This window comes from Nocardiopsis lambiniae (assembly GCF_031845465.1).
GTDB lineage: Bacteria > Actinomycetota > Actinomycetes > Streptosporangiales > Streptosporangiaceae > Nocardiopsis > Nocardiopsis lambiniae.
The window spans coordinates 116983-141007 of sequence record NZ_JAVREP010000005.1; the positions used below are offsets into that span (position 1 = coordinate 116983).

21 protein-coding genes are annotated in these 24025 nt (G+C 71.2%); 19 read left to right on the forward strand and 2 right to left on the reverse strand.

The window, feature by feature from the left end:
• Nucleotides 1–78: 78 nt before the first annotated feature.
• From RM479_RS09735 to RM479_RS09750, 4 genes are all read left to right on the forward strand, one after another.
• Nucleotides 79–708, forward strand: a complete 630-nt coding sequence (locus tag RM479_RS09735; protein ID WP_311511398.1) for a DUF4126 domain-containing protein — start codon at nucleotides 79–81, stop codon at nucleotides 706–708.
• 53 nt (nucleotides 709–761) lie between these two features.
• On the forward strand, nucleotides 762–1436 hold the full coding sequence (locus tag RM479_RS09740; RefSeq protein ID WP_311511399.1) for an HAD family hydrolase: 675 nt from the start codon (nucleotides 762–764) through the stop codon (nucleotides 1434–1436).
• A 270-nt stretch (nucleotides 1437–1706) separates the two neighbouring features.
• Nucleotides 1707–3689, forward strand: coding sequence for an acetoacetate--CoA ligase (locus RM479_RS09745; RefSeq protein WP_311511400.1), 1983 nt, complete (start codon nucleotides 1707–1709; stop codon nucleotides 3687–3689).
• 163 nt (nucleotides 3690–3852) lie between these two features.
• Complete coding sequence (locus tag RM479_RS09750; RefSeq protein ID WP_311511401.1) at nucleotides 3853–5109, forward strand: heparan-alpha-glucosaminide N-acetyltransferase domain-containing protein; 1257 nt, start codon at nucleotides 3853–3855, stop codon at nucleotides 5107–5109.
• Between the two features lie 273 nt (nucleotides 5110–5382).
• On the opposite strand, the gene RM479_RS09755 is transcribed toward RM479_RS09750, so the two are convergent.
• Nucleotides 5383–6063, reverse strand: a complete 681-nt coding sequence (locus tag RM479_RS09755; protein ID WP_311511402.1) for a hypothetical protein — start codon at nucleotides 6061–6063, stop codon at nucleotides 5383–5385.
• A gap of 355 nt (nucleotides 6064–6418) precedes the next feature.
• Here RM479_RS09755 and deoC point away from each other — a divergent pair, with 355 nt between their 5' ends.
• The 6 genes from deoC (at nucleotide 6419) to RM479_RS09785 (ending at nucleotide 13041) form a co-directional block, all read left to right on the forward strand.
• The gene (gene deoC / locus RM479_RS09760; RefSeq protein ID WP_311511403.1) at nucleotides 6419–7366 is read left to right on the forward strand and encodes a deoxyribose-phosphate aldolase; all 948 of its coding nucleotides are present in this window, start codon (nucleotides 6419–6421) and stop codon (nucleotides 7364–7366) included.
• A gap of 4 nt (nucleotides 7367–7370) precedes the next feature.
• Entirely contained in the window at nucleotides 7371–8801 is a 1431-nt protein-coding gene (locus tag RM479_RS09765) for an aldehyde dehydrogenase family protein (protein ID WP_311511404.1), read from the forward strand.
• Nucleotides 8794–9741: an aldehyde dehydrogenase family protein gene (locus RM479_RS09770; RefSeq protein ID WP_311511405.1), complete on the forward strand. Its 948-nt coding sequence runs from the start codon at nucleotides 8794–8796 to the stop codon at nucleotides 9739–9741. The genes RM479_RS09765 and RM479_RS09770 overlap by 8 nt, the downstream gene beginning before the upstream one ends.
• A 171-nt stretch (nucleotides 9742–9912) precedes the next feature.
• On the forward strand, nucleotides 9913–10548 hold the full coding sequence (locus RM479_RS09775; RefSeq protein ID WP_311511406.1) for a GNAT family N-acetyltransferase: 636 nt from the start codon (nucleotides 9913–9915) through the stop codon (nucleotides 10546–10548).
• Nucleotides 10545–11342: a purine-nucleoside phosphorylase gene (locus tag RM479_RS09780; RefSeq protein ID WP_311511407.1), complete on the forward strand. Its 798-nt coding sequence runs from the start codon at nucleotides 10545–10547 to the stop codon at nucleotides 11340–11342. The genes RM479_RS09775 and RM479_RS09780 overlap by 4 nt, the downstream gene beginning before the upstream one ends.
• Nucleotides 11343–11364: 22 nt before the next feature.
• The gene (locus RM479_RS09785) at nucleotides 11365–13041 is read left to right on the forward strand and encodes a phospho-sugar mutase (protein WP_311511408.1); all 1677 of its coding nucleotides are present in this window, start codon (nucleotides 11365–11367) and stop codon (nucleotides 13039–13041) included.
• Between the two features lie 10 nt (nucleotides 13042–13051).
• Here RM479_RS09785 and RM479_RS09790 read toward each other — a convergent pair whose 3' ends face one another.
• On the reverse strand, nucleotides 13052–13543 hold the full coding sequence (locus RM479_RS09790) for an Lrp/AsnC family transcriptional regulator (protein ID WP_274811863.1): 492 nt from the start codon (nucleotides 13541–13543) through the stop codon (nucleotides 13052–13054).
• 691 nt (nucleotides 13544–14234) lie between these two features.
• Here RM479_RS09790 and RM479_RS09795 point away from each other — a divergent pair.
• The 9 genes from RM479_RS09795 (at nucleotide 14235) to RM479_RS09835 (ending at nucleotide 23984) form a co-directional block, all read left to right on the forward strand.
• Nucleotides 14235–15275 carry a thiamine pyrophosphate-dependent dehydrogenase E1 component subunit alpha gene (locus RM479_RS09795; protein ID WP_311511409.1) on the forward strand — a complete coding sequence of 347 codons (1041 nt, stop codon included), beginning with the start codon at nucleotides 14235–14237 and terminating at the stop codon, nucleotides 15273–15275.
• The gene (locus RM479_RS09800; protein WP_311511410.1) at nucleotides 15272–16291 is read left to right on the forward strand and encodes an alpha-ketoacid dehydrogenase subunit beta; all 1020 of its coding nucleotides are present in this window, start codon (nucleotides 15272–15274) and stop codon (nucleotides 16289–16291) included. The genes RM479_RS09795 and RM479_RS09800 overlap by 4 nt, the downstream gene beginning before the upstream one ends.
• 7 nt (nucleotides 16292–16298) lie before the next feature.
• Nucleotides 16299–16643, forward strand: a complete 345-nt coding sequence (locus RM479_RS09805; protein WP_311511411.1) for a biotin/lipoyl-containing protein — start codon at nucleotides 16299–16301, stop codon at nucleotides 16641–16643.
• A 141-nt stretch (nucleotides 16644–16784) separates the two neighbouring features.
• Entirely contained in the window at nucleotides 16785–17513 is a 729-nt protein-coding gene (locus RM479_RS09810; RefSeq protein WP_311511412.1) for an alpha/beta fold hydrolase, read from the forward strand.
• Nucleotides 17514–17915: 402 nt separating this feature from the next.
• The gene (locus RM479_RS09815) at nucleotides 17916–18971 is read left to right on the forward strand and encodes a BMP family lipoprotein (RefSeq protein WP_274811858.1); all 1056 of its coding nucleotides are present in this window, start codon (nucleotides 17916–17918) and stop codon (nucleotides 18969–18971) included.
• Between the two features lie 174 nt (nucleotides 18972–19145).
• On the forward strand, nucleotides 19146–20753 hold the full coding sequence (locus RM479_RS09820) for an ABC transporter ATP-binding protein (protein WP_311511413.1): 1608 nt from the start codon (nucleotides 19146–19148) through the stop codon (nucleotides 20751–20753).
• Entirely contained in the window at nucleotides 20750–22327 is a 1578-nt protein-coding gene (locus tag RM479_RS09825) for an ABC transporter permease subunit (RefSeq protein ID WP_311511414.1), read from the forward strand. The genes RM479_RS09820 and RM479_RS09825 overlap by 4 nt, the downstream gene beginning before the upstream one ends.
• Nucleotides 22324–23583 carry an ABC transporter permease gene (locus tag RM479_RS09830; protein ID WP_311511415.1) on the forward strand — a complete coding sequence of 420 codons (1260 nt, stop codon included), beginning with the start codon at nucleotides 22324–22326 and terminating at the stop codon, nucleotides 23581–23583. Before RM479_RS09825 ends, RM479_RS09830 begins: the two co-directional genes overlap by 4 nt.
• Nucleotides 23562–23984, forward strand: coding sequence for a cytidine deaminase (locus RM479_RS09835; protein ID WP_274811854.1), 423 nt, complete (start codon nucleotides 23562–23564; stop codon nucleotides 23982–23984). The genes RM479_RS09830 and RM479_RS09835 overlap by 22 nt, the downstream gene beginning before the upstream one ends.
• Nucleotides 23985–24025 lie beyond the last annotated feature (41 nt).

A 24025-nucleotide genomic window follows, 5' to 3' on the forward strand; every position in this document is an offset into this window, starting at 1 on the left:
CAGGGTGAACCGGCGGGGGCGGGCCCGGCGTGAGCGCGCGGGCCCGCCCCACGCGTTCGCACCATGGAAAGGGCCCCCTTGCTCACTGCACTCACCGGCATCGGTCTCTCCTCCGCGGCGGGGCTGAACGCCTACATCCCCCTGCTGCTGGTGGGTCTGATCGCCCGCTTCACCGACCTGCTCCCCCTGGGCGACTCCTGGACGTGGCTGGAGCACCCGATCACCCTGATCGTGCTGACGGTGCTCCTGGTCGTGGAGTTCCTGGCCGACAAGTTCCCGGCCGTCGACAGCGTCAACGACATCATCCAGACCGTCGTGCGTCCGAGTTCCGGCGGCATCGTCTTCGGCGCGGGCGCCTCCAGTGTCGAACTCTCCGAGATCACCGGCGCCGCCTCCGGCGCGGCGACCGGGGACGGGTTCTCCTGGGGCCCGGTGATCGCGGGCGTGGTCATCGCCCTGGGCTTCCACCTCGTCAAGTCCCTGGGCCGACTGGCCGCGAACTCGATGAGCGCCGGCTGCGCGGCCCCGTTCGTCTCCTTCTTCGAGGACGTCGTCAGCTTCCTCACCTCGATCGTCGCGATCCTGCTGCCGGTGCTCATCCTGGTGGTGTTCCCGGCACTGGTCGTCGCGGGGGTGTGGCTGGTGCGGCGCAGCCGCCGATCGCGGGCCGAACGCCGAGAGGCCGTGGACCCCGGGGCACCCGCCTGATGTGACCGGAACCGCACGGCCACGACCGGTCCGGGACACGTAAAATGCACGTAATGACAGAGATGACTTTCGACCCGAACGACATCGCGCACATCGTCTGGGACTGGAACGGCACCCTCCTCGACGACAACCACGCCAACCTCGCGGCGGTCAACGCCGTCTGCGCGTCCTTCGGCCGTGAACCGGTCGAACTGGACCATTGGCGCACCGTCTTCCGACGGCCCCTCATCCCCTGCTACGAGGAACTGCTCGGTCGGACCTTCGCCGAGGGCGAGTGGGCGCGCGCCGAGAAGCTCTACGACGAGGGCTACCTGCGTCACCTGCCCACGTGCGAGTTGACCGACGGCGTCCCGGACGTGCTGCACGACTGGAGCGCCGACGGCCGCACCCAGTCGCTGCTGTCCATGGCCTCCCACGACCACCTGGTCCCGCTCGTCGCGGAACGCGGGCTGACCCCGCACTTCACCAGGATCGACGGCCGCAGGTACGACACCGAGCACGACTCCAAGGCCGAGCACCTGGTACACCACCTTCGGGGCCTGGACATCGACCCGGCCAAGGTCGTGCTCATCGGCGACATCGACGACGACGCCCGCGCCGCCCGAGAGGCCGGCGCGCACTCGATCCTGGTCGCCACCGGGCTGATGGCCCCCGAGCGGCTCGTCGCCACCGGTTCGCCGGTGGTCGAGTCCCCGGTGGCCGCGGTCCGCGCCCTGCGCGGGCTGTGAACCTCCTTCCGCGATCGACCGAAAGAACCCATGACCGGCCCTCTCGGTCGATCGCGGAGATCCGCCGGGGCCTGTCAATGGGGGTTCCCCACGGTTGGGCCGCGCTCGGCAGTGGACCTTCCACAGGCCCCGTGAACACGGTGTGACCTGCGTACTTCCCAGAGTCCTCCGGCCTTCGCGAAGGGGCGCCCGGGGCATGACCCCGGTCATGGTGTGTTGTTAGATGGACCTCACCGCAACACACAGCCACGCGAATGGGAAGGCGGGCCAATGACGGAGAGCAGCGTGCCCCGTGTGCTCTGGGAACCCGACGAGACGACGGTGGCGGCCTCCAACATCGTCGCCTTCGCCCGATGGGCCGCCGAGCACGAGGGCGTCGAGGCCTTCGGGGACGACGGCGACTTCGACTACGACGCCCTGTGGCGTTGGTCGGTCACCGACGTCGACGGTTTCTGGGACGCGATCCGCGCGTACTACGGCGTCCGCTTCGACACCCCCCACGACGGGGTCCTGGCCGAGGACGTCATGCCCGGCGCGCGCTGGTTCCCCGGTGCCACCCTCAACTACGCCCGGCACCTCTTCGAGGGCCGCGACCCCGATCGGGTCGCCATCCGCCACGCCACCGAACTGCGCCCCCTGGCCGAGTGGACCTGGGGCGAACTGCGCCGACGCACCGCCGCGATCGCCGCCGGTCTGCGCGCACTCGGCGTCGGCCCCGGCGACCGGGTCGTCGCCTACCTGCCCAACCTGCCCGAGACCGTCGCCGCGTTCTACGCCGTGGCCTCCCTGGGCGCGATCTGGTCCTCCTGTTCCCCCGACTTCGGCGTGCGCAGCGTCATCGACCGCTTCGCCCAGATCGAACCCAAGGTCCTGCTCGCCGTCGACGGCTACCGCTACGGCGGCAAGGATTTCGACCGCCGCCCCGTCGTCGAGGAACTGCGCGCCGCCCTGCCCACCGTCGAGCACACCGTCCTCCTCGACCACCTGGAGCCCGGCGCCGACCCCGTCGAGGGCACCCTGGCCTGGTCGGCCCTGGAGGCCTCCGGGGCCGGAGCGGACCTGGAGTTCACCCCCGTCGCCTTCGATCACCCCCTGTGGGTGCTCTACTCCTCGGGCACCACCGGACTGCCCAAGGCCATCGTCCAAGGGCACGGCGGCATCCTCCTCGAACAGCTCAAGAACCTGCACCTGCACCTGGACGCGCAGGAGGACGACCGGGTCTTCTGGTTCACCACCACCGGCTGGATGATGTGGAACTTCCTGGTCAGCGTGCTGCTGACCCCGGCGTCCATCGTCCTGTACGACGGCAGTCCGGCCGCCCCCGAGCTGGACACGCTGTGGGACCTGGCCGACGAGGCCGGCATCACCGTGTTCGGCACCAGCGCCGGGTTCCTGTCCTCCTGCATGAAGGAGGGCGTCCACCCGCGCCGGGGCCGGAATCTGTCCCGCCTCAAGGCCATCGGCTCCACCGGTTCCCCGCTCAGCCCCGAGGCGTTCGCGTGGGCCTACGAGGAGTTCGGCGACGACCTGTGGCTGTTCTCCACCAGCGGCGGCACCGACGTGTGCAGCTGCCTGGTGGGCGGTACCCCCACCCTCCCGGTGTACGAGGGCGAGATCCAGTCCCGCGCCCTGGGCATGGCCGTCGCCTCCTGGGACCCCGACGGCAAGGAGCTCATCGGCGAGGTCGGCGAACTGGTCGTCACCCGCCCGGCCCCGTCCATGCCGGTCTTCTTCTGGGGGGACGAGGGCGGCGAGCGCCTCCGCGACAGCTACTTCTCCATGTACCCGGGCGTCTGGCGGCACGGTGACTGGATCGAGATCACCGACCGGGGCACCGCGATCATCTACGGCCGCTCGGACTCCACCATCAACCGCGGCGGCGTCCGCATGGGCACCAGCGAGATCTACCGCGCCGTCCTGGCCGTGGACGACGTCACCGACGCCCTGGTCGTCGACGTGCCCCAGGGCGACGGCTCCTCGCGCATCGAACTGTTCGTCGTCCTGCGCGAGGGCGCCGAACTCGACGACGCCCTCGTCAAGGAGATCGCCCGGCGCGTGCGCACCGACTGCTCCCCCCGGCACGTGCCCGACCGGGTGCGGGTCGTCCCGGCGGTGCCGCGCACCCTCTCCGGCAAGATCCTGGAGGTGCCGGTCAAGCGCATCCTCATGGGTGAGGCCCCGGGGAAGGTCGCCAGCCGCGACTCCCTCGCCGACCCGGAGGCACTGGATCACTTCAGCACCCTCGTGGGCTGACCGCGTCCGGTTCCCGGGGCCGCCCGGCCCCGGGAACCGGACGCTGTCGGGCGGCACCACGCCCATCGACCGGTCGCCTACCGGGCATGTTGGCCGGAGCCGGCCACACCGGGGCGAAGTGTCTTGATCGTGGCCCTACGCCAGGGGGCATAACCTGGCCCGCGTGGCACAGAAGCGACCTGACGACCTCGCCGAACCGGCTTCCGGTCCGGCCTCCGCCAAGACCCGTATCGACGGCATCGACGCGGCCCGGGCCCTCGCCGTCTTCGGTATGTTCGTCGTCCACCTCGGGGTGGACTCCATGGGCCTCCTGTCCCCGGAGAACTACGCCTGGGACCTGCACGGCGTGGTGCGGGGGAACTCGTCGGCGCTCTTCGCCTTCCTGGCCGGGGTCTCCCTGGCCATGATGACCGGCCGCACCCGGCCGATCTCGGGCGAACCGCTCTTCCGGTCCGTGGTGCGCATCGTCACCCGCGCCGTGCTCATCGCGCTGCTCGGTCTGATCCTGGACATGATGGCCGTTCCCGTCGCCGTCATCCTCACCTACTACGGCGGGTTCTTCCTGCTCGCCCTGCCCCTGGTCAAGCTGCGCTCGGGGGCACTGTGGACCGTCGCCGGCGTCCTGGCCGTCGTCGGTCCGCCACTGTCGTTCCTGCTGCGCGACGCCTTCTTCCCGGCCGTGCCCCGGACCGGGGCGCTCACCTCGTTCACCGAGTTCTTCCTCACCGGGTACTACCCGGCGGTGACCTTCATGGTCTTCGTGATCGCCGGAATGGCGGTGGGCCGACTGGACCTCACCGCCACGGGGACGCGGTTGCGGCTGCTCGTCGGTGGCGCCGTGGCCGCCGCCTGCGGCCACCTGGGCTCGTGGCTGGCCCTGGGCCCGCTGGGCGGGATGGACCGGTTGATGGAGGTGCGCGCCCCCGAGCTGCTCGGCGCTCCGCTGTCGACGATCACCGATCCGACCCTGGTCGAGGAACTGCGCTACCTGGTCCGGGACGAGGCGGAGTCCATCTCGGGCCAGGTGCCCACCGACTCGTGGTGGTGGCTGGCGGTCAACACCCCGCACACCGGGACCACCTTCGAGATACTGGAGGCGATCGGCCAGGGGCTGGTGGTGATGGTCCTGTGCATGTGGCTGTGCGACCGGGCGCGGATCATCATGTACCCGCTGACCTCGGTGGGCCGCATGCCGCTGACCGTCTACACCGGGCACCTGGTGGCGCTCGCGCTGATCATCTCCGCGGTCGGGTACGAGTTCCACACCCCGTGGCTGCTGGAGCAGTTCGTCCTGTGGTCGCTGGTCCTCGCCACTCTGTGGCGGCTCGTCGTGGGGCGGGGCCCGGCGGAGATCGTCCTGGGCGAGGCCGCCGACGGCGCGGTCCGCCTGGTGGACTCCCTGCGCGAGGACCGGAGGTAGGACCGCCCCGGCGGTGTCCCGGGCATCGGCCGGGCGGGCCGGGACGTGTTCCTTCGAACCCGCGCTCGGGTTCGTGCCCGGCGCGCCCGGAGGACGGCGACCTTCGCCCCGCGCTCGTGTCCTCGTTCCCCGGGCGCTCTCTCCAGGGCTCCAGGACCCCGTGGGCGCCCTCGGCCGTGCTCCCCCGGACCGTCTCTCCTCCGCCGACCTCCGGAACCCCCGTGGGAGTCCTCACGACCCCCGAGGGCGCGAAGGGCGTGCGTAGAACACGCCCTACTCCGGTCGGCGGATCGTCGCCGAGGTCCGATCCCGGTGGGCCAGGGTGTCGGAGGTGGTGCGCGCGTTCTGCCGGATGAGCCTGCGGGCGTCGTCGGCCGCCGACCGCGCCACCGCCGGGCTGGCCACCGGCCCCTGGGCCGACTCGGCGTCCTCGGGCAGGCCGATGTCCATCGGCAGCCCGGCCTTGCCGATGACCCGCAACTGGGCGCCCTCCTGCGAACGGGAGGGACGGATGTCCCCGTCGGGGGTGCGCCAGGCGCGCAACCGGTGCAGCATCCACTCGGTCCCCCGCCGGTCGGCCCCCTGCGGCCACGCCTCGCCGTCGGGCCGGTGACCCAGCGCGTGGAGCACGTCCTCGGTGGTCCACCCGGCGGAGAACAGCCGGGCCGCCTCGTCGCGCAGGGAGGCGAAGTCCACGCCCCGCAGGGAGGCGTCCTCGGTGTGGATCGCCTCGCACGCCCTGTGCACGTCGCGCGGCGTGTGCAGGGGCCGGGTGCGCGGGTCCGGAGCGGATCGGCGCAGCAGGGAGTCGTCGATGGTGACGATGACCTCGCCGCGCCGGTTGTCCCAGACGCCCACGTCCTCGCGCGCCCACCCCTGGGACTCGGCCAGGGCCGTCGCCATCCTGCGCAGGTCGACCTGCTCGTCATCGCTGCTGATCCGGAACTCCGCCATGGGGACAGGGTACGCATCCGCGCCGTCCGCGCGAGCCCGGGCGGAGCCGGCGGGAGGGGCCCGGAGGACGAGTCCGGTCTAGACCGCGAAGGTCCGGGGGTGGGGATCCCGAATGTCGGGAAACGCTGTTCTCGGGGGTTCTCGCCCTCTTGTTGGAGGAAAAGACCATTCCTTGGTCAAGCTTCGGTTGGACTCTTCTCCAACCTTCGGCGATGCGCTCCCGAGGGGTACCGGTGGCCCGGCCCTCCGGGGTTATGGTGACCACCTGACGGCCCGGAGGGGATCACCGATCCCGTGCCGGGCCACCCCCGCCGACCCCGGCGGGGGGCAGTCACATCGTTCGACCGAGCTGTAGGTGCCCGTGCCCCACACCGCATCCGCTCCCGAGGCGACGACCGACCGCGCGCTCCGGACGTTCCTGCACGGACTCCCGGGCGTCGACGAGGTCGGTGCCCGCGCCCGGGCCCAGGATCTGTCCACCCGGTCCATCAAGACCACCGCCAAGGCCCAGGCCATCGATCTGGCCATCTCCATGATCGACCTGACCACGCTGGAGGGGGCCGACACGCCCGGCAAGGTGCGCTCGCTGTGCACCAAGGCCGCGCTGCCCGACCCCGCCGACCGCACCGTGCCCGGCGTGGGCGCCGTCTGCGTCTACCCCGACATGGTCCCCATCGCCGTCGAGGCGCTGCGCGGCACCGGTATCGGGGTCGCCTCCGTCGCCACCGCCTTCCCGGCCGGTCGCGCGCCCCTGTCCGTCAAGATCGCCGACACCGCCGCCGCCGTCGCCGACGGCGCGAGCGAGATCGACATGGTCATCGACCGCGGCGCCTTCCTCGCCGGCGACTACCTGAAGGTGCACGAGGAGATCGTCGCCGTGAAGGAGGCCTGCGGTGACGCCCACCTCAAGGTCATCCTGGAGACCGGCGAGCTGGTCACCTACGACAACGTGCGCCGCGCCTCCCACCTGGCGATGCGCGCCGGCGCCGACTTCATCAAGACGTCCACCGGCAAGATCTCGCCGGCGGCGACCCCGCCCGTCGTCCTCGTGATGTTGGAGGCCGTGCGCGACCACTTCGCCGAGACCGGTCGCCGCGTGGGCGTCAAACCGGCCGGCGGCATCCGCACCACCAAGGACGCCATCCGCAACCTGGTCCTGGTCAACGAGACCGCCGGACCCGCATGGCTCACCCCGGACCTGTTCCGGATCGGCGCCTCCAGCCTGCTCAACGACCTGCTCATGCAGCGCACCAGGCTGACCACCGGCACCTACCCGGGCCCCGACTACTACACGCTGGACTGAAGCCGTGATCTTCGAGTACGCGCCCGCACCGGAGTCCCGCTCCGTCGTCACCCTGCGCGAGTCCTATGGGCTGTTCATCGACGGGGAGTTCACCCCCGCCGAGAGCGGCGAACACCTGACCAGCCTCAACCCCGCCGACGAGACCAAGCTCGCCCAGGTCGCCGTCGCCGGTCCCGCCGATGTGGACCGGGCGGTCGCCGCGGCCCGCCGCGCCCACGACACCGTGTGGAGCCGCATGTCCGGCGCCGAACGCGGCAAGTACCTGTTCCGCATCGCGCGCATCATCCAGGAGCGCTCGCGCGAACTCGCGGTGCTGGAGTCCCTGGACAACGGCAAGCCCATCAAGGAGACCCGCGACGTCGACCTGCCCTTGGTCGCCGCCCACTTCTTCTACTACGCCGGATGGGCCGACAAGCTCGCCCACGCCGGCCTGGGCCCCGCCCCCCGGTCGCTCGGTGTGGCCGCCCAGGTCATCCCGTGGAACTTCCCGCTGCTCATGCTCGCGTGGAAGATCGCACCGGCCCTGGCCACCGGCAACACCGTCGTCCTCAAACCGGCCGAGACCACCCCGCTGACCGCGCTGGTCTTCGCCGAGATCTGTCAGGAGGCCGACCTGCCCCCGGGCGTGGTCAACATCCTCACCGGCGAAGGGGGGACCGGCCGCACCCTGGTCGAGCACCCCGACGTCGACAAGGTCGCCTTCACCGGCTCCACCGAGGTGGGGCGACAGATCGCCCGCGCCGTCGCCGGCACCGACAAGCGCCTCACCCTGGAACTGGGCGGCAAGGGCGCCAACATCGTCTACGACGACGCCGCCATCGACCAGGCCGTCGAGGGCATCGTCTCGGGCATCTTCTTCAACCAGGGCCACGTGTGCTGCGCCGGATCCCGGTTGCTGGTGCAGGAGTCCATCGTCGACGAGCTGATGCCCCGCCTGAAGGAGCGCGTGTCCAGGCTGCGCCTGGGCGACCCGCTGGACAAGAACACCGACATCGGCGCCATCAACTCCGCCGCCCAACTGGAGCGCATCCGCGACCTCGTGGACTCCGGCGAGGCCGAGGGCGCCGAGCGCTGGTCGCCCGCCTGCGACCTGCCGGAGAACGGCTACTGGTTCGCGCCCACGATCTTCACCGGCGTCGGCCAGGCCCACCGGGTGGCCCGGGAGGAGATCTTCGGCCCGGTCCTGTCGGTGCTGACCTTCCGCACCCCCGAGGAGGCCGTCGGCAAGGCCAACAACACCCCCTACGGGTTGTCGGCGGGCGTGTGGACGGAGAAGGGTTCGCGCATGCTGTGGACCGCCGAACGGCTGCGCGCCGGGGTCGTGTGGTCCAACACGTTCAACAAGTTCGACCCGACCAGCCCCTTCGGCGGCTACAAGGAGTCGGGCTACGGCCGCGAGGGCGGACGGCACGGATTGGAGGCCTACGTTGGCTGAACGACGCGGCGGCAAGAAGGCCGACAAGGGCGGCGCGGCCCAGGCGGCGAGGACACCCGCCGTCCCCGCCCGCCTGGCGGTCCGCAAGACCTACAAGCTCTACCTGGGCGGGGCCTTCCCCCGCTCCGAGTCGGGCAGGAGCTACGCCGTGACCTCGACCGACGGAACGCACCTGGCCAACGCCGCCCTGGCCTCCCGCAAGGACGCCCGTGAGGCGGTCGCCGCCGCGCGCAAGGCGTTCTCCGGGTGGTCCGGACGCACCGCCTACAACCGGGGACAGATCCTGTACCGGGTCGCCGAGGTGCTGGAGGGCCGGCGCGACCAGTTCGTCGCCCGGGCGGCCTCGGCCCAGGGCCTGACGAGGGCCCGGGCCGAGGAGGTCGTCTCCGCGGCCATCGACCGGTGGGTGTACTACGCCGGGTGGACCGACAAGGTCGCCCAGGTCCTGGGCGGGGCCAACCCCGTTTCCGGTCCCTACTACAACCACTCGGCCCCCGAGCCCACCGGTGTGGTCGTCGTGTTCGCTCCGCAGAACGCTCCGCTGCTCGGCCTCACCTCGGTCGTCGCCCCGGTCATCGCCACCGGCAACACCGCCGTGGTGGTGTCCTCCGAGGCCGCGCCGCTGGCCGCCGTGGACCTGGCCGAGGTGCTGGCCACCTCCGACCTGCCCGGCGGAGTGGTCAACCTGCTCACCGGTCGGGTACCCGAGCTGGGCCCGCACCTGGCCGCGCACGCCGACGTCAACGCCCTGGACCTGACCGGGGCGGGGCAGGACGCGACCGCCTTCGAGGAGGCCGCCGCGCAGACCCTCACCCGGGTGCTGCGCCGCGGTCCCGACGCCGACGGCGGCGAGGAGGCCTGGCTCGACCCCGACCCCGGCACCTCCCGGATGACGCCGTTCCTGGAGACCAAGACGGTCTGGCACCCCATCGGCGTCTGAGCCGGGCGGGGACGAGGCGCCGACGACCCGGGCCGTCCACAGGCCGTGGACGGCGGCTTGCGCGGGCCCGGGGCGAACGCCAGTCTGAGTCCAGGGGCGGAGCGCGTCCGGCGCCGAGCCCCGTGGACTCCGACGGGCCCGAAGGGGCACGTCCGGGAGAGGAGCGATGCGGTGAACGACGCGGTGGACACGGCCGGCCCCGAGGCACCGACCGATCGGGCCCTCGTGCCGCGCCTGGTGCGGTTGGACCAGGACACGGCCGAGGTCGCCCTGCTGCGCACCGCCGTGTCGCGCCACCGGCTGGCCCCCGGGCAGTCCCGGTTCACCGGGCTGCCCGTGGCCACCCTGCCCGCCGCCGACGCCGACCCCGCCCGGGTGCCCTTCGCCATCGTGCTGGGGCCGGTCGGGGACGCGGCCGACGCACGGGCGGCGGCGGTCGGGTTCGGGGTGCTGGACCGGGCCCTGCGCACGCGTGACATGGTCGCCGAACCCCAGCGCGCCGTGCTGCTGCGCGCCTACTACGTCACGCCACAATGGCAGGGCCGGGGCCTGGGCCGGGCCTCCTGCTCCGCGCCCCTGCTGGACCGGTTGGTCACCGAGATCGCGCCGCACGCCGACAGGGTCGTGCTGTGCGTCAACGTCGGCAACCACGTCGCCCTGCGGGTCTACGAGGCCGCCGGGTACACCGCGACCGGGCGCGTCATCTCCGGTGACGCGGGCCCGCAACACGTGATGTCGCGCCCCCTGTCCACCGGGGCGCACCCCGCGCCGCTCCCGCGGCACGAACGAACGGAGAACACGCTGTGACCGCTGGACCCAAGGCCATCGCCGAGCAGGCCGCCGACGCACTGCGCTCGCGCACCGGGGTGGACGCCTACGACATCGCCCTGGTCATGGGCTCGGGCTGGGCGCCCGCCGCCGACCTCCTGGGGGAGGGGCGGGACGAGCTGCCCACCGCCGAACTGCCCGGCTTCCTCCCCCCCGGTGTGGAGGGGCACAGCGGCACCGTGCGCGGCATCGTCGACGGCGACCGCAACGTGCTCGCGTTCCTGGGCCGCACCCACCTGTACGAGGGGCACGGCACCGACTCCGTCGTGCACAACGTGCGCACCGCCGTCGCGGCCGGGGCCCGGACCATCGTGCTCACCAACGCCGCCGGCGGCATCAACGCCACCTACACGGTGGGAACCCCGGTGCTCATCGCCGACCACATCAACATGACCGCCCGCTCACCGCTGGTCGGCGCGACCTTCGTCGACCTCACCGAGACCTACTCCGCCGAGCTGCGGGCCCTGGCCCTCGAAGTGGACCCGAGCCTGGCCGAGGGCGTCTACGCGGCCATGCCCGGCCCGCACTTCGAGACCCCCGCCGAGATCCGCATGCTCCGTGCCATGGGCGCCGACCTGGTCGGCATGTCCACCGTCCTGGAGGCCATCGCCGCCCGCGAGGCCGGGGCCCGGGTGCTGGGCATGTCCCTGGTCACCAACATCGCCGCCGGGTTGGAGGGTGCCAACCTCGACCACGAGGAGGTGCTGGCCGCCGGTCGCGACGCCGCCGAGACCGTGGGTCGGCTGCTCGCCGACATCGTCGCCCGCGTCTGAGCCCGAGCCGAGGAGATCCGCCATGACCACCGACACCGTCGCCCGCGCCCGCGCGTGGATGGAGCGCGACCCCGACCCCGCCACCCGTGACGAACTGGCCGCCCTGCTGGAGCGGGTCGCCGCGGGTGACGTCGAGGCCGCCGCCGACCTCGGCGACCGCTTCTCCGGGCGACTGGAGTTCGGCACCGCCGGACTGCGCGGCGCGCTGGGCGCCGGCCCCAACCGGATGAACCGTGTCGTGGTCATGCGCACCGCCGCCGGGATCGCCGCCTGGCTGCACGCGCGCGGCGGCGCCGGGCACGTCGTCATCGGTTACGACGCCCGACACCGGTCGGCGGACTTCGCCCGCGACAGCGCCGCGGTCCTCACCGGCGCCGGACACCGGGTCTCCCTCCTGCCCGCCCCCCTGCCCACCCCGGTCCTGGCCTTCGCGGTGCGGGACCTGGGCGCCGACGCCGGGATCATGGTCACCGCCAGCCACAACCCGCCCCAGGACAACGGCTACAAGGTCTATGTGGGCGGTGACGGGGACGAGGCCGGGGCCCAGATCGTGGCCCCGGTCGACGCCGAGATCTCCGAGGCCATCGACGAGGTCGGCCCCGTCGGCGACCTGCCGTCGGGCACGGAGTGGACGGTCCTGGGTCGGGAGATCGTCGAACGGTACCTGGCGGCCGTCACCGCGCCGGTGCCCGCGGGCCCGCGCGACCTGTCGATCGTCTACACCGCCATGCACGGTGTCGGCGGCCGGGTGCTGGTCGAGGCGCTGGAACGGGCCGGGTTCGCGGCACCCGAGGTGGTGGGCGCCCAGTTCGACCCCGACCCCGACTTCCCCACGGTGTCCTTCCCCAACCCGGAGGAACCCGGGGCCCTGGACCTGGCGATGGCCGCGGGGGAGGCGATCGGCGCCGACCTGGTCGTGGCCAACGACCCCGACGCCGACCGACTGGCCCTGGCGATCCCCGGGCACGGGCCGCTCACCGGCGACGAGGTGGGCGGTCTGCTCGCCGAGTTCGTGCTCGACCACACGACCGGGGACGACCGGGTGGTGGCCACCACCATCGTCTCCTCCAGCCTGCTCGGCATGATCGCCCGCGGCCGGGGGGTGCACTACGAGGAGACCCTCACCGGGTTCAAGTGGCTGGCCCGGGCCGGCGGCCCCGGCACCCGACGGGTCTTCGCGTACGAGGAGGCACTGGGGTACTGCATCGGTGGTGACGCGGGTCGCCCGGTCGCCGACAAGGACGGCATCGGCGCCGCGCTGATGGCGGTGACCCTGACCGCGCGGGCGAAGGCGGAGGGGCGGACCCTCCTCGACCTGCTCGACGACCAGGCGCGCGCGTACGGCCTGCACCTGAGCGACCAACTGTCGGTGCGGGTGTCGGACCTGTCGTTGATCGACGCGGCGATGCGGCGGTTGCGCGCCCAACCGCCCGCCGCGTTCGGCCCCCTGAAGGTCGCGGGGGTCGACGACTTCGCCGCCGGACACGCGGGTCTGCCGCCGACCGATGCCCTGCGCTTCCGGTTGGAGGGCGGGGCCCGGGGGCGTGTGACGCTCCGGCCTTCGGGCACCGAGCCCAAGTTGAAGGCCTATGCCGAGGTGGTCATGGACGTGGACGGCGATGTCGCGGCCACCCGCGCGCAGGGTTCGGCGTTGCTCGCCGAACTGATGGCCTCGGTCGCCGAGGTGGTCGGAGGTTAGGGTCGTCCGTTCAGTCGAGGTCGCCGGGCTCCACGACGGGCCGGTGCACGACCTCGTCGATGACGGTGAGCGTCTGCGTGGACGTCACACCGGGGAGCGATTGCAGGCGGGTCAGGATCAGATCCCGCAGTTGGTTGGTGTTGGCGACGCGGACCAGCAGGACGATGTCCGCCGAACCGACCACGTACCAGCAGTACTCGATCTCGGGGTAGGAGGAGAGGATCTCCCGGTTGGCCCGCCAGTCCGGCTGGCTGCCGGAGATGAGCACGAGCGCGGTCACGCCCAGACCCATCTTCGAGTGGTCGGTCACCACGGAGTAACCGCGGATGACGCCCTCGTCCGTCAGACGCTTGATCCGGTTGTAGGCCGTGGCCCGGGAGACATTGGCCAGTGCGGCGATCTCGGTGATCCCGGTCCGCGCGTCCTTGGCGAGAGCACTGAGGATCGTCTGGTCGGTCGCATCCGGCCGCCGGCCGTTCCTGCGTTGCTCGCCCATGGCCATGTGGGTGCTCCTCGTGTCTTCTCGTTCCAGTGGAAGCCCCTCTCATCGTCATCGACCGGGGCTAACGAACTACCAGGTAAACGCTGTTTGCTTCCATGGGAGTCTCAGTCGGCGAGATGATGTCCATCTGCGTATTCGCCCGATCACCAGGGGAGGCGCGTGGGCGGTCTCACATGGCGGAATCTTGCTCTCGCGGCCCCGGCGCGCAGGGGTGCCGAGGGGTATCCGACTGTACCCATGGTTGACGCGGTGGTCGGTCCGGGGGTTTTCCCGGGCCGGGAGGTGATCACGCGCGAGTTCCGAGAAGATGGCCGGCCTTCTCGCGTGACGGCTGCTTTCGTTCGTCTTTGTCGTGCCTTGTCGCCTTTTCCGTGTCGGAGTGCCTGAATGCATCCGAAGGTATGCGCTCCATCGTCGAACGGGCACCCGTCGTGGCCAACTGCGATCCATCTGTGATGGTGAGTCCCGATTCGCGGTGTACAGACCGACCTGTCGTTTTTCCTGCTCACGCCTCTCGGGTGCTGGACGATGGCGAACATGAGAGGGGCTTTCGTTCTCATATGTATCAAGTTTTCGAGATTATCTAGCGCGAGTGTCGAATGATCCGGACAATCTGCCTCATCAGTTAACAGATCGCCCGGAGTCCGACGCGCCACACCACCGCGCCGGGCCACGTTGGGAGCCGCTGCACATGTCGACCCACGAGCCAGCGGGTCAGGGGACCGTCACCGTGGACCACCTGCCCCCGGACCTCACCCGCGCGCTGTACACGCACATGCGGACCGCACGCGACCTGGACGCCGAGGCCGTCGCCCTCCAGCGCCAGGGCGTCTTCCCCGCCTACGTGTCCGTCCGCGGGCAGGAGGCGGCCCAGGTCGCCAGCGCGGCCGCACTGGACCCCCGGCGCGACTTCGTCTTCCCGACCTATCGAGAGATGGCCTCCGCGCTCGCCTACGGGGTCGAGATGGTCGGCTACATGGCCACCCACAGGGCCCTGTGGCACGGCGGCCTCTACGACGTCATGGAGTCCCGCTTCGGCGCCGTCAACGCGGTCGTCGGCGGCCCCGTCCCCCACGCCGTCGGCTGGGCGGTCGGTGAACGGATGCGCGGTGACGACGGTGTCGCCCTGGCCTACTTCGGTGACGGCGCCAGCTCCGAGGGCGACGTCCACGAGGCCATGAACTTCGCCGGCGTCTACGGTGCCCCCGTCGTCTTCTTCTGCCAGAACAACCGCTGGGCGCTGTCGGTGCCCAACGAGCGCCAGGTCGCCGGCGGCTCCGTCGCCGCGCGCGGCGAGGGTTACGGCATGCCCGGCGTCGTGGTGGACGGCAACGACGCCGCCGCCGTCCACGACGCCGTCACCCGGGCCGTGGCCCGTGCCCGCCGCGGTGAGGGCCCCACCCTCATCGAGGCCCTCACCTACCGCGTGGAGCCCCACTCCACCTCCGACGACACCGGCCGCTACCGCGACGAGACCGAGGCCGACCGCTGGCGGACGGACCGCGATCCGGTCGCGCTGCTGCGCGCCGCCCTCATCGAGGCCGGCCACGCCGACGCCGACGAACTCGCCGCCATCGACGCCGAGGCGAAGAAACGTGCCGAGGAGATCCGCGACGGCGTCTCCGCCGCCCCCGAACCCGAGGGCACCGAGTTGTTCACGCACGTCTTCCGGGAGACCACCCAGGAGCTGACCCGGCAGCGCCGCATCTGGGAGGAAGAGGTCCAGCCGTGACCGAACTCATCGACCGCGCCGACGCCGCCGCAGAGACCCCCGCACTCGAACTCTCCATGCAGCAGGCCATCAACCGGGCCCTGCGCGTCCTGCTCGCCGAGGACCCGGACGTCCTGGTCTTCGGTGAGGACGTGGGCGCCCTGGGCGGTGTCTTCCGCGTCACCGACGGCCTCCAGAAGGAGTTCGGCGACCGGCGCGTCTTCGACACCCCCCTGGCCGAGTCCGCGATCATGGGCATGGCGGTCGGCCTGGCCATGAACGGCTGGCGCCCCGTCCCCGAGCTCCAGTTCGACGGTTTCGCCTATCCGGCGATCGACCAGATCGTCAACCAGGTGGCGCGCATGAACTACCGCACCCGCGGCTCGGCACCCATGCCGATCACCCTGCGGCTGCCCTCCTTCGGCGGCATCCAGGCCCCCGAACACCACGGGGAGAGCCTGGAGGCGATCTTCGCCCACACCCCGGGGCTGAAGGTCGTGGCCCCCTCCGACCCCGCCGAGGCCTACAGCCTGCTGTTGCAGGCGGTGCGCTCCGACGATCCCGTCGTCTACATGGAGCCCAAGGCCCGCTACTGGGACCGTAGGCCGGTCCGGCTCGCCGAACCCACCGACCCCATCGGCACCAGCCGTATCGTCCGACCCGGACGCCACGCCACCCTCATCGCCTGGGGCGCCATGGTCCACAAGTGCCTCCAGGTGGCCGAACTGGCCGCCGAGGACGGTGTGGAACTGGAGGTGCTGGACCTGCGCTGGCTCAAGCCCATCGACGCGGCCGGACTGGCCGCCTCGGTCGCGCGCACCAAGCGCGCCGTGGTCGTCCACGAGGCCCCGTTGACCGCCGGGCTCGGTGCCGAGGTGGCCGCGCTCATCACCGAGCACTGCTTCCGCGACCTGGCCGCCCCGGTCCAGCGCGTCACCGGATTCGACGTCCCCTATCCCGCGGGCCCGCTGGAGCCGCAGTACCTGCCGACGATCGACCGCGTCCTGTTCGCGGTGCAGAGAACCCTGGAGTACTAGAGCGACCATGGCTGAAGAGAACGTCACCTTCACCCTTCCCGACCTCGGGGAGGGCCTCGTCGAGGCCACCGTCCTGGAATGGCAGGTGTCCGTCGGCGACGTCATCGAACGCAACGCCCCGCTCGTGGAGGTGGAGACCACCAAGTCGGCCGTGGTCATCCCCTCCCCGAAGGCCGGGCGGATCGTCTCCCTGCACGCCGAGGAGGACCAGGTCGTCCCCGTCGGCGACCCCCTCGTCACCTTCGCGGTGACGATCGGTGACGACGCGCCGCAGGCGGGCATCGTCGGCAAGGTGCCCACGGAGGAGGCCAGGCCCGCCCGCCGGGTCCGGCTCAAGCCTCCAACGGACTGATCCGGGCTTCGGCGACGGGGCCTGTTCGGAGGAATCCACGAACGATGGCGGTTCCCACCGTCCATCTTTTATCGGAACCTCCGAAAAGGCCCCGTTCCGTCTTCTGTTAATCCATCCGGCCGCATAAGGATTGAAGGATTCATGTCTGCGAATCTCGTCGGCGACGTGACAATGCGCTATGCGGATTTGCGTCCGCAGTCCCCGGCGGACGCCGCACCGGTGCTTCTGCTCCACGGTTTCGGGACGAACTTCGGCATGAATTGGCAGGCCGCCGGGTGGCCCCAGGCGCTGGGCGCCGAGGGGCTGCGCGTGATCGGCCCCGACCTGCGCGGCCACGGCGCCAGCGGAAAACCCACCGATGACGGCTCCTACCTGCCCGAACGTTTCGTGTCCGATCTCCTCGCCCTGCTCGACGAACTCGACATCGCCCGGGTGGACGTCGTCGGCTACTCCATGGGCTCCCGGCTGGCCTGGGAACTGGCGCTGACCCGACCCGAGCGGGTGCGCCGCCTGGTCCTGGGCGGATTCGGACCGGTCAACGCCTTCGAGGACGCCGACCTGTCCGCGCCGGGGGAGGGGACGACCCCCTTCGACCACGTCTACCGCACGGTCTCCGCGCTCCCCGGCAACGACCCCGCCGCGCTGGCCGCCTGCGCCCGGGGACAGGCCGGGCGCCCCTTCCGCGCCGACCCCCCGGTCCGGGTGCCGACCCTGCTGGTCGCGGGCGCCAAGGACGCGATCGCGGCGGGCGCCGGCGAGTTGGCGGCGACGGTCGAGGGGGCCCACGTCGAAGTGCCCGGACGCGACCACCTCAACGCGGTCTCCTCGCGGGTCTTCAAGCAGGCCGTCATCGACTTCCTCACCTCCTGAAGGGGTGCGGAACACACCCGGTCCGGTCCGCCGCTCCCACGCCGGGCCCCGGGTGCGGTCGGGCTCCGATGGGATCCCCATCGGAGTCCAGACCGGTCTAGACCGGCACCGTTTCACGTGGTGTTGTGACCCAGGGCACTCAATTGGAGACCTTGCGTAGTAGTGGCTCGTGGGAGGCCCGAGATGGCCCGCAGAATACCTCGGGACAAAGCGGGTTGCCCCCCTCTCGGTGTGCGATTGGTAACTTCCGAGTAAGGCCCCGTGTCACTCAGCTCTCGCCTTCATAACAACTCTGTGCGCCGGTTGGGTGTACTTTCCACCACCGGATATCGTCCGACCGCAGAACTCAGTTCGGACCCCGCGTGAAAGCGGGCCACTGAGAGGGCGAAGGGGAGTTAACAAGTGAAGCGCAGCAACACGGTCAGGTTCGCCGCCATCGCGGCGGCCGGTGTGCTGGCCCTCACCGCGTGTGACAACGCGGCACAGGAGGGGTCCGGCGACGGTGCCGACGGCGGCGACGAGAGCTCCGAGCTCCGGGTCGGCCTGGCTTACGACGTCGGCGGTCGTGGCGACCGTTCGTTCAACGACTCGGCCTACCGCGGCCTGGAGCAGGCGATGAACGAACTGGGCGTCGACGCCCAGGAGTTCGAGCCCGCCGACGGCGAGGCCGAGTCCGCCAAGGCGGAGCGTCTCGCCACCATGGCCGAGGAGGGCTACGACGTCGTCATCGCCGTCGGGTTCGCCTACAACGAGGCCGTCCTGGCGACGGCCGAGCAGTACCCGGACGTCCACTTCGCCATCGTGGACTCCGAGATCGCGGACATCGACAACGTCACCAGCCTGGTCTTCGCCGAGGAGCAGGCCTCCTTCCTGGCCGGCGCCGCCGCGGCGCTGAGCACCGAAGAGGACCACGTCGGCTTCATCGGCGGCGTCGAGACCCCGCTGATCCACAAGTTCCAGGCGGGCTACGAGGCCGGCGTCGCGCACGTCGACGACTCCATCACGGTCGAGGTCGACTACCTCAGCCAGCCGCCGGACTTCAGCGGCTTCAGCGACCCCGCCCGGGGCCGTGAGCTGGCGCAGGCCCAGTACGACCGCGGCGCCGACGTGATCTACCACGCCGCCGGCGCCTCCGGCAACGGCGTCCTCGAAGCCGCCGTCGACAACGACTTCCTGTTCATCGGCGTCGACAGCGACCAGTACGAGAACGCCGAGGACGCCCAGAAGCCGTTCGTGCTCACCTCCGCCATCAAGCAGGTGGACGTGGCCGTGTTCGAGCTGATCCAGGCCGCCGTCGACGGTGACGTCGCCGCCGGTATCGAGCGCTTCGACCTCTCCGGTGGCGGTGTCGACTACACCACCTCCAACGAAGAGCTGATCAGCCCGATCCAGACCGAGCTGGACGAGATCAAGCAGCAGATCATCGACGGCGAGATCGAGGTTCCCACCGAGCCGTAAACGCGCGATCGCGCACCCCCACCACGGGTAGGACCCGTGATGATCACGGCCTGGGACGGCCGCCGGACGGGGAGATCCCCGCTCCGGCCGTCGTCCCGGCCGTCGTTACGCGGACGAGGGCGTCCGGCGGCGGCGACCGGCCCCGCGCCGCTCCGCATTTCCACAAGGAGAGAGATGAGCAGCACGCCATCGGGCGAGGAGGGGCAGGCGCCCCCCGCCGTTGAGCTGCGCGGGATCACCAAGCGTTTTCCCGGGGTCGTGGCCAACCACGACATCAACATCTCCGTGGCCCCCGGCACCGTGCACGCCATCGTCGGCGAGAACGGTGCGGGCAAGTCCACGTTGATGAAGACCCTGTACGGGATGCACCGTCCCGACGAGGGCACGATCCACGTCAAGGGGCGTGAGGTCAGGTTCTCCTCCCCCTCCGACGCCATCAAGAACGGCATCGGCATGGTGCACCAGCACTTCATGCTCGCCGACAACCTCACCGTCCTGGAGAACGTCGTCCTGGGCGCCGAACGCCTGCACGGCATCGGCAACCGGGCCGCCGCGAGGATCCGCGACCTCTCCGGGCAGTACGGGCTCGGGGTGGACCCGGACCGCCTGATGGAGGACCTCGGCGTCGGCGACCGCCAGCGCGTGGAGATCCTCAAGGTCCTCTACCGCGGCGCGCGGACCATCATCCTGGACGAGCCCACCGCGGTCCTGGTCCCGCAGGAGGTCGACGAACTCTTCGACAACCTGCGCGAACTCAAGCGCGAGGGCCTCACCGTCATCTTCATCTCGCACAAGCTGGACGAGGTGCTGTCCGTCGCCGACGAGATCACCGTGATCCGTCGCGGTACCACCGTGGCCACCGCGGACCCGCGCACCACCACCGCCCGGGAACTGGCCACGCTCATGGTCGGCGGCGAACTCCCGGTGCCCGAGCTGCGCGATTCCACGGTCACCGACCGCACCGTCCTGTCCCTGGACGGCGTCACCGTCCACTCCGGCGACGGGCGCGCCGTCATCGACGGTGTCACCCTCGACATCCACGAGGGCGAGATCGTCGGCATCGCCGGCGTCGAGGGCAACGGCCAGTCCGAGCTGATCGAGGCCATCATGGGCATGCGCTCGGTCGCCTCCGGCCGCATCCACCTCGGCGACGAGGACATCACCGGATGGCACACCCTCAAGATCCGCGAGGCGGGGGTCGGCTACATCCCCGAGGACCGACACCGCCACGGCGTACTGCTGGAGTCCTCCCTCTGGGAGAACCGCATCCTGGGCCACCAGACCAAGCCGCCGAGCGTGCGCGGCCCCTGGATCGACAAGGCCGGCGCGCGCGCCGACGCCGAGCGCATCGTCGCCGAGTACGACGTGCGCACGCCCAACATCGACGTCATCGCCGACGCCCTGTCCGGCGGTAACCAGCAGAAGTTCATCATCGGCCGGGAGATGAGCGGCAGCCCCCGTTTCCTCGTCGCCGCCCACCCCACCCGGGGTGTGGACGTCGGCGCCCAGTCCGCCATCTGGGAGCAGCTGCGCGAGGCCCGCGCCGCCGGCCTGGCGGTGCTGCTGATCTCCGCCGACCTCGACGAGCTCATCGGCATGTCCGACACACTGCACGTCATCCTGCGCGGCCGTCTGGTCGCCCAGGCCGATCCGACCTCCGTCACCCCCGAACAGCTCGGCTCCGCCATGACCGGCGCCGGACTCCACGGTGACGAGGACATCGACAACACAGAAGGTGACAGCGGTGACGACACCGCCGACCGCAACGGGGGTGGGGCATGAGTGAGACCACCCGCGCGGGTGCGTCGCGGAGCCTGTTCCCGGCGCTCCTCATCGCCCTCCTGGGCGTTCTCGTGACCGTGGCCCTCGACATGGCGCTGCTGTGGTGGGCGGCGCTGATCATCGGCGTCGGCCTGGCGTTCGCCGCCGTCGTCCTGGTGGACCGGCGGATGCCCGAGGTGGGCCGGGCCGGTGCCGCCGGCACCAAGGAGGAGGGCACCACCCTGCACCGCACCCTGGTGGTCCCGACCGCCCTGGTGCTGTCGGTGGTCTCCGGCCTGCTGTCGGCCTGGTTCCTGGACCTGTCCCTGATCGAACCGGTGGCCGCCGCCTTGGGCGCGTTCGTCGGCTCCGCGGTCGCCTTCCTGCTGTACCGCCGCCTGTCGGCCATGCTCGCGCTGTCCTTCGCCGCGGTGTTCGCGGCCGGGATCATCGCGATCGCCGTCACCGCGCTGGTGCTGTTGCTCAGCGGGATCGCCCCGGGCGCCACCTTCGCCCGGATGATGGAGTACGGCACCCGGCCCAACAGCCTGGTGCAGATCATCAACGACGGCACCACCTACTACCTGGCCGCCGTCGCCGTGGCGATCGGCTTCAAGATGAAGCTGTTCAACATCGGCGTGGACGGCCAGTACCGGCTCGCCGCACTGATGGCCGCCGCCGTCGGCGGCCACTTCGTGCTGCCGCCGGTGCTGAGCCAGATCGTCATGATCGTCGTCGCGGTCGCCGTCGGCGGGGCCTGGGCCGGCATCGCCGGTTACCTCAAGGTCGCGCGCGGCGTGTCCGAGGTCATCTCGACGATCATGCTCAACGCCGTGGCCACGGGCATCACCGCCTACCTGCTCAACACCAACCGGCTGGCGGTGGAGATCAGCACCAACAACATCGGCACGCCGCCGCTGCCGGAGGGGTCCTGGGTGCCCGGTATCCCGGCCGGCTTCCTCGGCTCGGAGCGGGAGATCTTCGGCCTGGTGCTGTTGGCCATCGGGGTGGGCGTCGGCTACGCGGTGATGCTCAACCGGACCCGCTTCGGGTTCGAGCTGCGGGCCACCGGCCAGTCGCAGAGCGCCGCCGAGGCCAGCGGTGTCAACGTCAAGAAGATGGTGTTCCTGTCCATGCTCTTCTCGGGCATGGTCGCCGGCCTCGTGGGCATGCCGCAGCTGCTCGGCAGTTCCCACTACTACGCGCTGGACTTCCCGACCGGCATCGGCTTCATCGGCATCGCCATCGCGCTGCTGGGCCGCAACCACCCGGTGGGCATCGCCTTCGCCGCCCTCTTCTGGGCCTTCCTCAACCAGGCGTCGGGCATCCTGCCCTTCGACGGCATCCCCCAGGAGATCGCCGTCATCGCCCAGGCCACCATCGTCCTCACGGTCGTCGTGGTCTACGAGGTCGTCCACCGTTGGGGCCGCCGTTACCAGCAGCAACAGATCGGCAAGGAGCTCGGCACCACCGTCGCCGGGCCCGTCGAGACCGAGACGACCGTGCCGGCCGGCACGGCGTCCGACAGCGGCGACGCGCCTTCCGGGGACGACACCCCCGGTGAGGCCGGCACCCGCGGCGGGGAGGCGAAGTGAGCCAGGAACTCAACGTGATGCGACCGGTGGCCAAGCCCCCGGTCCGCGGTGGCCGGTCGGTCTGGCGGCTGCTCAGCCTCTTCGGCGCGGTCCTGGTGGCGCTGGCCGGTCTGCGGATCATCACCGGCCAGGACATGCTGACCGACGCGGGCACCGTCCGCACCACCATCACCTTCGCGGTGCCCATCGCCATGGCCGCGCTGGGCGGTCTGTGGGCCGAACGCGCGGGCATCATCAACATCGGTCTCGAAGGCATGATGATCCTCGGGACCTGGTTCGGCGCCTACTTCGCCTGGTCCACCGGCGACCCCTGGATGGGTCTCATCGCCGGTGTCCTGGCCGGGATGGCGGGCGGTCTGCTGCACGCCATCGCCACGGTCACCTTCGCGGTCGACCACATCGTCTCCGGCGTGGCGATCAACATCCTCATGCTCGGTGCGATGCGCTACCTGTCCATCCTGGTGTACGCCGACGTGCCCGGCGCGGGCGCCTCCCAGTCGCCCACCACTCCCCGGTTCCCGGTGCTGGACGTGCCCTTCGTGGCCGACGCGCTCGGCCCGGTGGCGGCCGGCGGCATCCCCGTCGTCGCCGACCTGGCGTCGCTGGTCATCGGGCTCACCACCCGGATGTCGGCGCTCACCGTCATCGCGATCCTCATGATCCCGCTGACCTACCTGGTGCTGTGGCGGACCTCGTTCGGTCTGCGACTGCGCTCGGTCGGTGAGAACCCCGACGCCGCGGAGTCCCTCGGTGTGCCGGTGTACACCTTCAAGTACATCGCGGTCGTCATCTCCGGCGGCCTGGCCGGCATGGGCGGCGTGTTCCTGTCCATCGTCGCCTCGCAGATCTACCAGGAGGGGCAGACCGGTGGCCGAGGCTACATCGGTCTGGCCGCGATGATCTTCGGCAACTGGCGTCCGGGCGGTCTGGCGATGGGCGCCGGCCTGTTCGGCTACACCGACGCCCTCCAGATCCGCGGCGGCGGCGCGGCGATCCACGCCCTGCTGCTCCTGCTGGCCGCGGTCCTGCTCCTGGCGGCCCTGTGGCAGATCCGACACGACCGCAAGGGCCTGGCGATCGCCGGCGTCATCGCGGCCGTGCTGCTGCTGGCCTGGTACTTCACGACCGACTCGCTGCCGCGCGAGCTGGCCACCTACAGCCCGCACATCGCCACCCTGCTGGTGCTCTCGCTGGCCTCCCAGCGTCTGCGACCGCCCGCCGGGATCGGCAAGCAGTGGCGGGCGAGCCGGTCATGAGCGCCCTCGACCCCGCCGACGTGGACTGGGCGGCCCTGCGCGCGGCGGCCCGGGAGGCCATGACCCACGCCTACGCGCCCTACTCGGAGTACCCGGTGGGCGCGGCGGCGCTGGTCGACGACGGTCGCACCGTCAGCGGCTGCAACGTGGAGAACGCCTCCTACGGTCTGGCGCTGTGCGCCGAGTGCGGGCTGGTCAGCACCCTGCACGCCACCGGCGGCGGTCGCCTCGTGGCGTTCGCCTGCGTGGACGGCCGGGGGGAGACCCTCATGCCGTGCGGGCGCTGCCGCCAACTGCTGTACGAACACGGCGGCCCCGATCTGCTGGTGGACACCCCCGAGGGGATCCTCACCATGGACCGGGTGCTGCCGCAGGCCTTCGGGCCGCACGACCTGGCCTGATCACACGACAGCGCCACCCCTCTCCCCGGCGTCGCCCGATC